This window comes from Blautia sp. XA-2221 (genome assembly GCF_028767025.1).
Classification (GTDB): Bacteria; Bacillota; Clostridia; order Lachnospirales; family Lachnospiraceae; genus Blautia_A.
In genome coordinates this window covers 149,979-162,932 of record NZ_JAJQXX010000003.1, presented here as the reverse complement: position 1 = coordinate 162,932, position 12,954 = coordinate 149,979, and the positions used below count along the sequence as shown (strand labels likewise).

General features: G+C 43.1%; 11 protein-coding genes and 1 pseudogene. 4 read left to right on the top strand and 8 right to left on the bottom strand.

The window, feature by feature from the left end; translation table 11 throughout:
- From pulA to LU279_RS04050, 4 genes and pseudogenes are all read right to left on the bottom strand, one after another.
- Entirely contained in the window at nucleotides 1-1,920 is a 1,920-nt protein-coding gene (gene pulA / locus LU279_RS04065) for a type I pullulanase (RefSeq protein ID WP_274421289.1), read from the bottom strand.
- Nucleotides 1,921-1,936: 16 nt separating this feature from the next.
- Nucleotides 1,937-2,809, bottom strand: a complete 873-nt coding sequence (locus LU279_RS04060) for a sugar ABC transporter permease (protein WP_274421288.1) — start codon at nucleotides 2,807-2,809, stop codon at nucleotides 1,937-1,939.
- Nucleotides 2,810-2,811: 2 nt separating this feature from the next.
- Nucleotides 2,812-4,188 (bottom strand): annotated as a pseudogene (locus tag LU279_RS04055) (carbohydrate ABC transporter permease).
- 17 nt (nucleotides 4,189-4,205) lie between these two features.
- The gene (locus LU279_RS04050) at nucleotides 4,206-5,441 is read right to left on the bottom strand and encodes an extracellular solute-binding protein (protein ID WP_274421287.1); all 1,236 of its coding nucleotides are present in this window, start codon (nucleotides 5,439-5,441) and stop codon (nucleotides 4,206-4,208) included.
- A 408-nt stretch (nucleotides 5,442-5,849) separates the two neighbouring features.
- On the opposite strand from LU279_RS04050, the gene LU279_RS04045 reads away from it, so the two are divergent.
- Entirely contained in the window at nucleotides 5,850-6,851 is a 1,002-nt protein-coding gene (locus LU279_RS04045; protein WP_274421286.1) for a LacI family DNA-binding transcriptional regulator, read from the top strand.
- Nucleotides 6,852-6,909: 58 nt separating this feature from the next.
- Entirely contained in the window at nucleotides 6,910-7,998 is a 1,089-nt protein-coding gene (locus tag LU279_RS04040; protein ID WP_274421285.1) for a PucR family transcriptional regulator, read from the top strand.
- Between the two features lie 38 nt (nucleotides 7,999-8,036).
- Here LU279_RS04040 and LU279_RS04035 read toward each other — a convergent pair whose 3' ends face one another.
- The 4 genes from LU279_RS04035 to modA all read right to left on the bottom strand — a co-directional run bounded on the left by LU279_RS04035 (nucleotide 8,037) and on the right by modA (nucleotide 11,431).
- Nucleotides 8,037-8,408 carry a hypothetical protein gene (locus LU279_RS04035; RefSeq protein ID WP_274421284.1) on the bottom strand — a complete coding sequence of 124 codons (372 nt, stop codon included), beginning with the start codon at nucleotides 8,406-8,408 and terminating at the stop codon, nucleotides 8,037-8,039.
- A 41-nt stretch (nucleotides 8,409-8,449) separates the two neighbouring features.
- A complete protein-coding gene (locus tag LU279_RS04030) occupies nucleotides 8,450-9,499 on the bottom strand; it encodes a sulfate/molybdate ABC transporter ATP-binding protein (protein WP_274421283.1) in 1,050 nt (349 codons plus the stop codon).
- A 280-nt stretch (nucleotides 9,500-9,779) separates the two neighbouring features.
- Nucleotides 9,780-10,475: a molybdate ABC transporter permease subunit gene (gene modB / locus LU279_RS04025; RefSeq protein ID WP_274421282.1), complete on the bottom strand. Its 696-nt coding sequence runs from the start codon at nucleotides 10,473-10,475 to the stop codon at nucleotides 9,780-9,782.
- Between the two features lie 92 nt (nucleotides 10,476-10,567).
- Nucleotides 10,568-11,431 (bottom strand): molybdate ABC transporter substrate-binding protein, encoded by an 864-nt coding sequence (gene modA / locus LU279_RS04020; protein WP_274421281.1) that lies wholly within the window; start codon nucleotides 11,429-11,431, stop codon nucleotides 10,568-10,570.
- A 288-nt stretch (nucleotides 11,432-11,719) separates the two neighbouring features.
- Here modA and LU279_RS04015 point away from each other — a divergent pair, with 288 nt between their 5' ends.
- Nucleotides 11,720-11,932, top strand: coding sequence for a TOBE domain-containing protein (locus LU279_RS04015; RefSeq protein WP_022068675.1), 213 nt, complete (start codon nucleotides 11,720-11,722; stop codon nucleotides 11,930-11,932).
- On the top strand, nucleotides 11,925-12,851 hold the full coding sequence (locus tag LU279_RS04010) for a helix-turn-helix transcriptional regulator (protein ID WP_274421280.1): 927 nt from the start codon (nucleotides 11,925-11,927) through the stop codon (nucleotides 12,849-12,851). The genes LU279_RS04015 and LU279_RS04010 overlap by 8 nt, the downstream gene beginning before the upstream one ends.
- Nucleotides 12,852-12,954: the final 103 nt, after the last annotated feature.

The following is a 12,954-nucleotide window of genomic DNA, read 5'->3' as shown; positions in this document are numbered from 1 at the left end:
TTACCTCTGTCCCAGAAGCAGAACGCTCACCGGAGCCGCTTCTGCCTTTTCCGCCTTCTTTGCCTCTTTCCAGAGAAAACTGCTTTCTCCGTTCAGAAGAAGTTCCCATTCTCCTTCCGGAAGTTCTCTTTTTACTGTTGTTTCTGTTCTGTTATAAATGATCAGAAGCTTTTTCCAGGGTGATGTCTGCTCTTTATCCCGGTTATCCACCAGAAATCCCACAGCCCCCTCTTCTTTCCACTGCCCGGAAATTCTTTTCCACGCCTCCTCTGATTTGTCACAGAGTCCGGAAAGCTGTTTCCGAAGAGCGATCAGTCCCTGATAGTACCGTCTTAACTCCTGATATTCATACGCCCGCTCCCAGTCCAGCCAATTCAGCTCTATGGAAGCGTTATAGGTATTCTCATATCCGTCCTTTGTTCTGGCAAATTCCTCACCGGAAAGGAAAAAAAGATTTCCCTGACAAGTCATATAAACAGCTGCTGCCAGACGGTTCACTCTCTCCCGCTCTTTCTTATCAGGAATCGTCTTTTCCAGCTTATCCCAGAGCGTCCAGTTGTCATGTGCCGATACATAAGTGATGATCTGACTGGGAGCCTTTGCGCCGCCTTTGCCGCACCAGGCAGTTACACTGTCCAGGATTTTATCCTCCATATCCTGGGCGCCGTTGACAAAGCCCGGCGTTTCCGCCTCAAATACATGCCCCTTAACAGCATCTCTTGTGTTGTCGCAGAACATACCAATATTTTTGTCCAAAAGCTGTATATTATTTTTCAGGGCCGGTGCTGTGCCGTCCTCCATGGCTGTCGCATCCGCTGCCCATGGCTCGCCATAGATCAGAATCTCTCCTTCTCCGTAAACAGCATCAAGTTCTCTTCGGATGCGGTTCATAAGCTCTACGTCAAGAAGTCCCATAAGATCAAAACGGAATCCGTCAATATGATATTCCCTTACCCAGTAAAGCACTGAATCCAGAATATATCTGGCGCACATGGGACGCTCGCTTGCCACATCATTTCCGCAGGCAGAGCCATTGGAGATCTCTCCGTTTTTTTCTGTTCGGAAGTAATACCAGGGCACAGTACGATTTAGATTGTTGTCCAGTGAATACATATGATTGTAAACAACATCCATGATCACTCGAAAACCATTTCTGTGAAGAGACTGGATCATTTCTTTAAATTCCCGGATACGCACTTCCCCATGCTCCGGATCTGTGGAATAGGAACCCTCCGGCACATTGTAATTCACCGGATCATAGCCCCAGTTAAAATCTGTTTCACTTTTTTCATCTACAGAACCGTAATCGTATGCCGGCATGATCTGTACATGAGTAACCCCAAGCTCTTTCAGATAATCAAGGCCGGTAGGATGCACACCGTCTCCGTGAAGCGTAGTATGCTCTTCTGTAAATGCCCTGTATTTTCCACGATTTTCCTTTTTAAAGCCACCGGAAGTTTCCCAGGAAAATTCTTTTACATGAAGTTCATAGATCACATTTTCCGGTGATGGTTCCGGTCTTTTGTCCTCATCCCAGTGCTTTGGATCTGTTTTTTTCAGATCGCAGACCATACTGCGGATCCCATTTACTCCACATGCCCTTGCATAAGGATCCCCTGTTACTGTTTTTTCTCCGTCCAGAGTAATCTCATAATCATAGTATACTCCGTGAAGATTTTCCGACCTCCGGTATGCCCAGACTCCTTTTTTCTCTTTTTCCATGGAAATGATCTGGTGACAGGGAGTTTTTTCTCCATCTTTATAAAAACGCAGATTTACTTCCTCTGCCAGCGGGCTCCACAAAAGGAAGGTAGTTCCTTCCTCTGTGCAGACAGCCCCCAGATCGCTGCCCTCATACAAATATTTTTCCTGAAATTCTGAAGAATGATATAGCCCCTTTAATTCCTGTCTTGTTCTCATAATTCTCCTTTTTTCATCAACCCTTAACTGCGCCGGATACTCCATCTACATAATATTTCTGCATACACAGGAAAAGAATCGCAATCGGTATGGAAATCAAAACAGCTCCTGCCGCAAAGCTTGTATACCAGCTGTCAATGTATTCTTTTTCCAGCATCTTCCACAGACCAATGGCAATGGTGTACTGATCAGAATTTGCACGGCAGATTGCCTTTGCAAAAATAAAGTCCAGCCACGGCGCCATAAATGCTGTAAGAACTGTATAGACAATAATCGGTTTACTTAACGGCAGCGTAACCTTTGTAAACACCTGCCACTTGGTACAGCCATCCAGAATAGCAGCCTCATCCACGGCATAAGGAATGGTATCAAAAAATCCTTTGGCAATCTGGAATCCCAGTCCTGCACCGCCTGAATAACAGAGAATCAATGCCACCCGGATAAGATTTCCTTCTGTCATGCCTGCTGCCTTGAGAATAAAGTACACAGCAACCATGGACATAAAGCCCGGAAAAAGTCCCAGTATCATTGCCATATTCATATAGGGTTTTCTCAGTTTAAACTTCAGCCTTGACAGGCAGTAGGAAACTGCCAGTGTATAAAAGGTTGCGATCAGGCAGGAAAAAATTGCAATGATCAGGGTATTCATGAACATCCTTGGGAAGTTCAGAATAGATGTATCTGTAAAAAGCTTAACATAGTTGTCCAGCGTATAAGACTGGGGCAGAAATGTAGAAACATAAGATCCCTTTTCTGCACGGAAGCTTGTAAGCACAACCCAGATAATGGGGAATACCCAGATAAAAGCCAGAATCGCCAGACTCACATGAACGATAGTGTTGTTTACAAAACGCTTTGTTTTTGCTGACTTGATTTTTGGTGCTGCCATCTTTAAATCCCTCCTTCTTTATAGGACTTGCTGTTGCGGTAAGTAAGAAGCGCTCCTGCCCCCAGAATCATAAAGGTCAGAATTCCGATTACCGCGCCTATGTTGTAGTACTGTTTATCAATGGTCAGCTTATAGAGCCAGGTAACAAGCAGGTCAGTTTTTCCGGCTGTGGATGCCAGATCCGTAACCGGATCTCCTCCTGAAAGAAGATAAATAATATTAAAGTTGTTTACGTTTCCGGTAAAGGTTACGATCAGATACGGAGTTGTCACATACAGCATATAAGGCAGGGTAATCTTAAAAAATCTCTGAACAGCATTAGCTCCGTCCACCTTTGCCGCCTCATAAAGTTCTTCGGGAATGTTCTGCAGCACGCCGGTAAGCTGAAGCAGTGTATAGGGAACGCCAACCCAGATATTAATAACGATCACAGTCACTCTCGCCCATGTCGGATCTGTGAAAAACGGAAGACTTGCATCTGCCCCGATCCAGCCCAGATTTCTTAAAAGCACGTTTACCGCGCCATTTGGCTGTAGCATTGTTCTCATAATAAGAAGAGAAACAAACATCGGAACCGCGCAGGAAAGCACAAAGCAAAATCTCCAGAAGCCTTTTGCCCTTGTATCCTTCCGGTTGATCACCATAGCAAGGATCATTCCGAAGATGTAGTTACTGAAGGTCGCAAAAAATGCCCACACCAGAGTCCATCCCAGAACCGACCAGAAGGTGCTTCCCAGAATACTGTTGGAATCAAACAGCGCCTTGAAGTTTTCCAGGCCTACCCAATCAAAAAGCATCAGATGATTTCCGATCTTACTGTAATTGGTAAATGCCATACAGATTATAAAAATCAGCGGCAAAATAGTAAAGATCATAATTGCGATCATTGGGGGTGTCATTAAAAGTCTGTGCAGGTTTTCGTGAAGCAGCGACTTCACATCCTCAACAAAGCTGTTTACATGCTGCCCGCTTTTGTCCAGACATTCTGCCTTGTAAGCGCTTTTCAGAGTCCCTCTCCATACCCATACCATCAGAAGTGTAAGAAGAACCGTAGCCACCCCATACAAAAGAATCAGTACAGACTGATCGCCCTGTGTATAAACATAAACCTGCTTCGCCTCATCCCATACCTCTTTCTGAGGAACACTTCCCAGTGAACCCAGCATACTTAAAAAGCCAATGCCGTTTACCAGCATAAAAACAAGATATGCCACCTCAACAGCCAGATAAAGAAGTCCTTTTATTTTCTACTTGTGGACAAAATTTCCAAATCCCATCAGTACCATGGAAAGCTTTGTTTCAATGCCGCCTTTTTTTATGGCGTTCATGCAGGTATATGGTGTGGAAAATTCGTCTTTTGTTTTCTTTATTTTCAACATTTTCCTATCCCCTTCTCTTAAATACCGTCACTGTTCATTGCCTCATTCATATCCTCAGTCTGCGCTGCGGAATTTTCATGCGTGACGCTTCCGTTCCTGATTCCCTTGCCCATGTTCTCAACAGGGATCCAGCAGTTATTCATCTTAGCCACAAACGGCTGAAGAATAGAAGTTCTGTTAAAGGTGTCATTCTGTGCAAATACCAGCGGATCGTTGGCAATGGCTTCTTCTGCCAGAAGTTCTGTATTACAGGGAATGACATTTCTGAGCTCATAATGGGTTCTCTGAGCATCTGCAGATCCCAGATAAACTGCCAGCTCCACAGCGGCTACCATATTTTTGCTGTAAGGATTTACACCAATGGCTTTTGAGCCTGCATAAGATGTCATCTGTTTTTCTTCTCCATTTAAAGTAAAAGTGGGAAGCGCTGCAACTCCCATATTATCCCCAAGGGCTTCTTTTACAGCATTGGCATCCCAAGAACCTGAGAAGATCGCATTGATACTTCCGTCACGAAGTCCTGCCAATCCGGAACCGTCTGCGTCAATTTCAAAATTGGGATTTGCCACCAGGTCGATCAGATAATCTGTTACAGCAACTGCCTTTTCTCCGGCAAAATCAACACCTTTTGACTCGTCTGTCCCATCTCCGAAAAGAGTACATCCGTTGCCGATATAGAATGCCGGAAGATACCAGGAGTTTGTAAACGGAAGACTGACGGTCCCTTTTTCCAGCATCGTATCAAAATTTTTGATATCCTCTTCTGAAAATACACTTTTATCGTAATACATAAACCAGGTATTGGTAGTAAAAGGAACTCCGTAAAGCTCATTGTCTTTAATAAGAGATGCCAGAACCTCCTCCGAGTTTGTATTTTCAATTTCTTCCCTGTACCTGCCTCCAAATTTTGCAAGGGCATTGGCATCTGTCATGATCGTCAGGGTATCGTTTGCATACATAAACACATCTGCGCTTGCCTCCGGGTCCTGCGCCACCTGTGTAGCGGCTGTGGCCTCATCGGCAACGCCATACACGAACGTAATATCCCATTCCGGATGAAGCTCTGCAAAATCCTCGCAGGTATTCTGGAGCCATTCACCGCTGTCCTTCGACTGATCCTCAGAAGGGGACCAGACCATCAACCGGACTTTTTCCTTTTCTTCTACCTTTTCTCCGGAAACTCCGCCGCAGCCTGAGAGAACGGATGCAGCAAGAACACCGGCCATCAGAAGCGCTGTTCTTCTCTTTCCCATTATTTTCGTCTCCTTATGTTTCGTTATGTTTCGTTATCTGTAATATACAACAACAGGAAAAAAAGGTCAATATATCAGATGCTTTTCTCTGTTTTCCACATTTTTTCAATATTATTTTTGTGCATTTTTTATATTTTCTATTCTCACATTTATTTCTTTCGAAACAAAAACAGGCAAAAGAATTGCATTTTTCCCGGTATTTCGATATAATAAAAAACAAAGAATCCAGATATATCAAATACTTTTTTCTGCATCAGGCAGTTATTTCCGGATAAAAGAGCATACTTAAAAATAAACTTATTTCTCATAGCAAAAAGCTCTGCTCTTTTCCCTTGAAGGCTTTGTATTTTCGGATTTACGCAACTGCTCTCTTACACCGGATATATCTGGAAAAAGGAAGGTACACATATGGCAACAATACAGGATATCGCTGACAGACTTGGCGTTTCCAAGGGAACCGTATCCAAGGCGATCAATAACGCTCCCGATATAAGCGAAACTTTACGAAAAACAATTCTTGACACTGCAGTAGAAATGGGCTATACAAGACTGCGCCGACAAAAGAATGATGCAAAACGTTTCTGCATCCTGATCGAAAATATGGAATATGAAGAACCTCATCAGTTCGGATATGATTTTGTGATCGGCTTCCGACAGATGGCAGAACCTGCCGGTTATGTAGTAAATGTAGTTCCTATGACAGCAAAACTTCAGAAAAAAACTCCCTATGATGTTTTTATGCTTCAGAATGGTTATGCAGGCGCCTTTGTCCTTGGCTTTTCTCTGAACGATCCCTGGATGGAAGATTTTAAAACAAGCCATACCCCTACCGTTCTTTATGACAACTATATTCCTGCCAATCCTTTTATCGCTTCTATCGGAATTGATAATAATGAAGGAATGGCTCTTGCCGTGTCTCACTTAAAGAAGCTCGGACACCGGAAAATCGGATATCTGAGCAGCGCCCTTGGAGCTTATATTATGCAGGTGCGACACAAAGCCTTTTTCCATGCTCTGAGACAGAACGGACTGAAGGCTGATCCCGATTATGCAGGCGCTTCCTACTATGTGACTCAGTGCATCGAAAAACATCTGCCCAGACTTCTGAATATGGGAATGACTGCCATTATCTGCAGTCACGACCAGATTGCCAACGCCGCAATGATCCAGTGCCAGCAGCTGGGATACCGGGTTCCGGGAGATATCAGTATTATCGGTTTTGATGATCTGCCCCTGTGCGCCTATACCTCTCCGCCTCTGACCACCATCCGCCAGGACCGGATTGAACTTGGTAAGTGTGGGTTTTATGCCATGGACAGTATTATGAACAAAGTTTCTATCGGAACCATTTACCTTCACGCTCAGCTGATCGAACGAAATTCCACAGGAGCAGCGCCCACGGAACAGTAACCTGTACAGAAGCCGGCTTTGTTTCATTTATAACTACAGTAGAAGGAGAGATGATCTCATGTCAATACAGCGAACCTTACAGAAATATATGGATGACTGGAAAAACATCAGCAGTCTTGATTTTTGTCTTATTACTGATGAAAACGAGGTTTTTGTAACTACCTGCTCCCGCTCACTTCCTTCAGAAAAAAAACTCAGCGAGTTCAGGGAGAGCAATGCCCTTATCATGGCAAATGCCAGCCGGTGCCTTTATAAAGTCCTGTATAAAGAAGAACCGGCCTATATTCTTATTGTGTGGGGAAGCGGCGACAGCGTTCCCACTATCGGAGAACTTGCCGTCTGCCAGGTACAGAGTCTTCTGGAAGCCTATTCTGAAAAAAATGACAAAAATACTTTTATGCAAAAACTGCTTCTTGGAAATTATCAGGAGGTAGAAGCCTTTAACCGTGCAAAAAAACTCCATATCTCTTCCACTGCCAGACGGGCTGTTTTTCTGGTAGAAACCCGCCAAGCCAGAGATGAGCATGCTCTTGCCACTATCCGGAATATCTTTTCCGCCCGTACAAGGGATTTTATTACCTCCGTAGATGATTCCGGGATCATTGTGATCCGTGAACTTTCCTCTACAGAAACAGATGAAGATATAGAAGATATTGCGTTTATGCTGGTAGATATGCTGGGAACCGAAGCCATGACCCAGGCCTGGGTTTCCTACAGCAACGTATCGGACGACCTCCTTCAGCTTTCCAATGCTTACAAAGAAGCAAAAACAGCCATGGAAATCGGCAAGATCTTTTACTCAGAAAAAAATGTTTTCAGCTATCGCAAACTTGGAATCGGAAGACTGATCTATCAGCTTCCCGTGTCTGTATGTGAAATGTTTATCCAGGAAGTTTTTGGCGAGGAGTCTCTGGAATCTCTGGACAATGAAACCCTTGCCATCATCCGCACTTTTTTTGAAAACAACCTGAATCTTTCCGAAACCTCCAGACAGCTTTATGTCCACCGCAACACCCTTGTATACCGCTTTGAAAAAATCCAAAAAAAATTCGGGCTTGATCTCCGTACCTTTGAGGATGCCCTGACCTTTAAACTGGCAATGTTGGTAAGCGGTTATGTGACTTATAATAAAAACGACCGGAGCTGAATGCTCCGGTCTGGGTGTTTGGTTTATACTTCCCATAATCACTGCTTATTATTTTGTTCTTCCAAAATCTTCCTCAAGCGCCGAATCTCCGCTTCTGCCGCCTCTGCTTTACGACGTACAAGTTCCGTTTTCTTTCGTTCCATGGCAATGCCCTGTTCAACTCCCCGCTGGATCAGCTTATCCGATTCCAGTTCCAATACCTTTCCGCCCATTACATCACCAAATCCTTTCCTTACTTTTTCTTTATCTCTGAACACATAATCTGCGATCCGGATGATCAGCTCTACCATATCTCGGTACGCTTTTTCATTCCCTTTCTCAAGGAAATTTTCTTCCAGATACTTCTCGATTTTTTTATACTCGTCTAAAAATCCCTTCCATTTCTCGATTACACTTTTATTATAAATCAACCTTCTGCACTTATAAAGAAAAACATCATAAAAAAAGCTTTCTATTTCAGCAGCATCAGATGCTCTGGCGGAAGGTACAGATACCTGGGCAGGTTCTTTTCTGCATCTTCATCAAAACTTTCCTTAGGGCGCATCCACCAGAGAACTGCATCTTCTTCCATCTCCGGACTTTTTACCAGATACTGATGTTCAAAGGTCGTTTCCACATAGTCTGCCGCCTGAAACGAAATACAGTTTTCTGTTTTGTGATCCGTTCCCTGAATCCAGTGTCCGCGGATTGCCACATGAGTGATATCCGATTCTATTTTTTTCTCTGTACGAAGAGTAACGCCCCAGTCCAGCGCAAACAACTCATGATCTCCCAGCCGTTCGATCCTGGAATGATTTTTGCACCCGGTAAGTCTTGCTGCTTCCAGAAGCTCCGGCTGCTCAAAAAGGTTCCGTGTATCTCCAAATATCAGAGTTTTTCCATCTTTCAGAAGCATCAGATTCCTGCAGAATCGAAAAGCTTCATCTCTGCTGTGAGTAACCAGGATCATATCTCCCGTATATTCCTTCAGGAAATCCTGCATATCTTTTTGAAGAACATCCTTTAAAAACCCATCCAGCGCAGAAAAAGGTTCATCCAGAAGAATGACCTCCGGCTCCCCTATCATCATTCTGGCCAAGGCAACTCTCTGCTGCTGCCCTCCGGATAACTGAGAGGGATACCTGTTTTCCAAGCCCTCCAGATGATAGCGGCAAATAAAATCCTGCACCTTTTTATCACTAAGTTTTTTTTCACCCCGAAATCCACAGCCAATATTGTCACGAACTGTCATAGTTGGAAAAAGCGCATAATTCTGAAAAAGATATCCTACCTGGCGCTCCTGTGGTTTCAGATTGATTTTTTCTTCTGAATCAAAAACCGTTTTTCCATGAATCACAATCTTTCCTCTGTCCGGTGTTTCAATGCCTGCAATACAGCGCAGAGTCATACTTTTACCACTTCCGGAGGCTCCCAGAATTCCTGTAGATAAATCTGTAGTTTCAAATTGTACTTTCAGAGTAAATCCTCTGAAACTTTTTTCTATATTTACACTTATGGACATAGTTTTCTTCCGTCTCACTTTCCCCTGACAGCTGTCATTATAAAGTCCGAATCTGAAATCTGAATTTGTTTGCTGCTCTTTCGTATTTAAGTATAAATTTCTTTTTTCTTCCTTTGTGTGATAAATGCTCCTATAAAAAATACTCAAATTTCTTTTTTATTTGCGTGCCACCCATAAAATATCCGGCAATTCTTTTATGTCCGCACATTACCGCTTCCATTATGTATAATTCCGTATTTTTTATTGATTGCTCTGTATTTATGTGCAAACCATTTATTTTTTATATCCACCGTCTGCTTTTCATTCCTCTTCCTGATACAATATTGATCAATGCCACTATAAAAAAAGAAATAAGTACAATAATCACAACCCAGAATCCCGCTACATCGTAATTTCCCGCCGCAGTCTCTGCCGCAATGGCAACAGAAACTGTCCTTGTTTTTCCCAGGATATTTCCTGCCAGCATGGATGTGGCACCATATTCCCCAATCGCTCTGGCAAAAGCAAGAACTGTACCGGATACAATTCCCGGAGCAGCTGCCGGGATAATAACTTTCCAGAATATCTTCCGATCGCTCATTCCAAGGGTCTGCCCTGCATAAATCAGGTTTACGTCTACCTGCTCAAAGGCCGCCCTGGCGTTCCGGTACATCAGTGGAAACGCTATTACTGCAGCCGCCACAATACAGCCTTTCCATGTCTGCACAATCTTAAAATCAAAATTTTCTAAGAGAAACTTTCCAAAAGGTCTCCTCAGGCTGAAAATAATCAGCAGAAAAAAACCTGCAACTGTAGGAGGAAGTACAAGAGGCATTGTCAGAATGCCATCAAATACCGCCCTGGTCACCGGTTTCATCTTCATTATTCTTCTGGCGCACCAAATTCCCAGAAAGAACGCGATGGTCGTAGCCACCGCGCCTGTTTTCAGGGAAATCCATAAAGGAGACCAGTTAATCTCCTGTATAAACTCACTCATTATTCATTCTCCAGGTTACAGAACTTTTGTAAATTCTTGTTTTTATATCATTCTGCTACTTTCTTCTGTTCAGTGAAAGTCCCTTCAATTTTTTATGCTGCTGAGTCAGTTTTCTCATCTGCCTGTGTATCTTCCGCATCTTCTTTGGTGTTTTCCTCCACTTCAGCAGTATACGGACTGAATCCATACTCCTCAAAAACTTTCAGCGCATTTTCTGTCTGCAGATACTCAAAAAATGTTTCTGCTGCCGCTTTTTCCTCTGGTAAAGCCTCTTCATCCTCTACCATACCAACCGGGTAAAGAACCGGTGTTTTAAGCATATTTGATGAAGCCTCGGCAATGATTTCTACCTGATCAGCTACGGAAGCTGCGTCTGTTGCGTATACAACTCCTACTTCATTGCTTCCCTCGGTAACTGCTGCCAGAACCTCTGTTACATTTTTTCCCTCGTTGATTTCCATTTTCTCTACCTGATCCATAATGTCAAGATTGGTAAAAATTTCTCTGGCATACTGTCCTACAGGCACATCCTCCCCTGCCAGGGCAATATTCTCAGCATCTGTAATATTCTCAAATCCTGTAACTTTAGTTTCTGTATCATTTGTCTTGATCAGCACAACCTTATTTTCCAGAAGATTCACTACAGAGTCTTCTTTTACCAGGTTCTCCTCTACAAGAGCATCCATCTGCTTGGTTGCCGCTGAAAAAAAGATATCGCATCTGGAACCTTCCTCAATCTGTGTCTGAAGAGTTCCGGAGCTGTCTGCATTATAAAAAATCTCCACATCCGGATACTTCTGGTTAAAATCCTTTTGAATATCCTCCATTGCATTGGCAAGGCTGGCTGCAATAAATACATAAACCTCTCCGCTGGGTTCTGCCGCCTGTACATTTGCTGCTGTTAATCCAGATGCCATAATTCCTGCAAGTGCAATAACTGCCAGTTTTTTCTTCATTTCCCGTCTCCTTTATTCACTTTAGTTTATTTTAGTTCTGTTTCATTCATTTTATATCAGAATACTGTTATTGTCAATTTATTTCCGCTGTGTTATAGTAATCAATAGTACAGTGTTACTGTTCATGCAGCATGATCCCATAAGGTGTTTTGATACGATCGGCAAAATCCCGATATATACAAAGCAAATGCCTCAAAGTCATTTTTGATATTGTGGCAGACACTGTAAGCAGTAACAGAAATAACAGCTACCAATAATTTTACAATAATGTATAAAGGAGAAATCATCATGAAATTAAGCGCAAGAAATCAGTTAAAAGGAAAAGTTGTCAGCATTAACAAAGGAGCTGTAAATTCCATCGTTTCTATTGATATCGGAGGAGGAAATATTATTGTTGCCACCATTTCCTGTGCAGCTGTAGAAGAACTTGGTCTGGAAGTTGGTTCTGATGCCTATGCTGTCATCAAGGCTACAAATGTTATGGTAGGTATTGATGAATAAACTTTACACTGCCCAGGAAATCGCAGACAAACTGAAAATAAAAAAAACTACGGTCTACGAACTTATCAAACGTGGAGAACTGGAATCTTCCAAAATAGGCAAGCAGCTTCGGATCAGCGAAGAACAGTTGAATCGATATCTTCAGGGCGGGGATTCCTCTGACTCTGAAGCTCCTTTGCCATTTCCCGATTTCCAGCCGGAAAGCTCTCTTCTGAAAAGAGACTATCTTCTATATTCCAATGGTCTTATTATCAGCGGACAGGCTTCTCCCGCTCTGGAGTATCTGATCAACCAGATGGCTATTCATCCCAATGGACTTCCTGTACTTCATTCACACCTGAATACTTATAACGGACTGTATTCTCTTTATTTTAAAAAAGTCCATGCAACCACTGCCGGTATTCTTCCTGAGCATATCCCTGCTCTGCTTCCCGGTATGTCCGTTGCGGCTTTTGTTCTTTATGAATATGATCTGGGATTTTATGTCCAAAAAGGAAATCCCAAAAATATACTGTCCGTCAGCGATCTGAAACGCTCCGATGTTACTCTGGCAAACAGAGAAAAAGGCAGTACCGGTCGAATGTATCTGGATCTTCTTTTGAAAGAAGCATCTGTTTCTCCCTCTGAGATCAATGGCTATCAGAGAGAACTGGTTTCTGACCTTTCCACAGCAAATGCTGTGCTAAATGCTCAGGCAGATGCTGCCGTAGGCGCGGAATCTGTTGTATTCAAATCAAAAGAACTGGAGTTTATTCCTCTGATGAAGCTTCCCATGTTTCTTGTGATGGAAACAGAATCCCTGAACCGACCTGGTTTTTCAGCTCTCGCAGAAATTATCCGTTCTTCAGAATTTAAAACTGCTCTGCATCTCCAAAACGGCAGCGATACATCCCGAACCGGAGAAATTTTGTATTTATAAAAGGGAACTGCCCCTGCCTCTCAACCTTGAGGGATAAGGGCGGTTTTACCGTTCCGGAAAACATCATATCAATCCCTGTAAACCCAAAAACGCCCACCACCAG

What these genes read in the sequence shown, in the direction of transcription:
- pulA (WP_274421289.1), bottom strand. Translation starts at nt 1,920, where the DNA reads ATGAGAACAAGACAGGAATTAAAGGGGCTATATCATTCTTCAGAATTT.
- LU279_RS04060 (WP_274421288.1), bottom strand. Translation starts at nt 2,809, where the DNA reads ATGGCAGCACCAAAAATCAAGTCAGCAAAAACAAAGCGTTTTGTAAAC.
- LU279_RS04050 (WP_274421287.1), bottom strand. Translation starts at nt 5,441, where the DNA reads ATGGGAAAGAGAAGAACAGCGCTTCTGATGGCCGGTGTTCTTGCTGCA.
- LU279_RS04045 (WP_274421286.1), top strand. Translation starts at nt 5,850, where the DNA reads ATGGCAACAATACAGGATATCGCTGACAGACTTGGCGTTTCCAAGGGA.
- LU279_RS04040 (WP_274421285.1), top strand. Translation starts at nt 6,910, where the DNA reads ATGTCAATACAGCGAACCTTACAGAAATATATGGATGACTGGAAAAAC.
- LU279_RS04030 (WP_274421283.1), bottom strand. Translation starts at nt 9,499, where the DNA reads ATGTCCATAAGTGTAAATATAGAAAAAAGTTTCAGAGGATTTACTCTG.
- modB (WP_274421282.1), bottom strand. Translation starts at nt 10,475, where the DNA reads ATGAGTGAGTTTATACAGGAGATTAACTGGTCTCCTTTATGGATTTCC.
- modA (WP_274421281.1), bottom strand. Translation starts at nt 11,431, where the DNA reads ATGAAGAAAAAACTGGCAGTTATTGCACTTGCAGGAATTATGGCATCT.
- LU279_RS04015 (WP_022068675.1), top strand. Translation starts at nt 11,720, where the DNA reads ATGAAATTAAGCGCAAGAAATCAGTTAAAAGGAAAAGTTGTCAGCATT.
- LU279_RS04010 (WP_274421280.1), top strand. Translation starts at nt 11,925, where the DNA reads ATGAATAAACTTTACACTGCCCAGGAAATCGCAGACAAACTGAAAATA.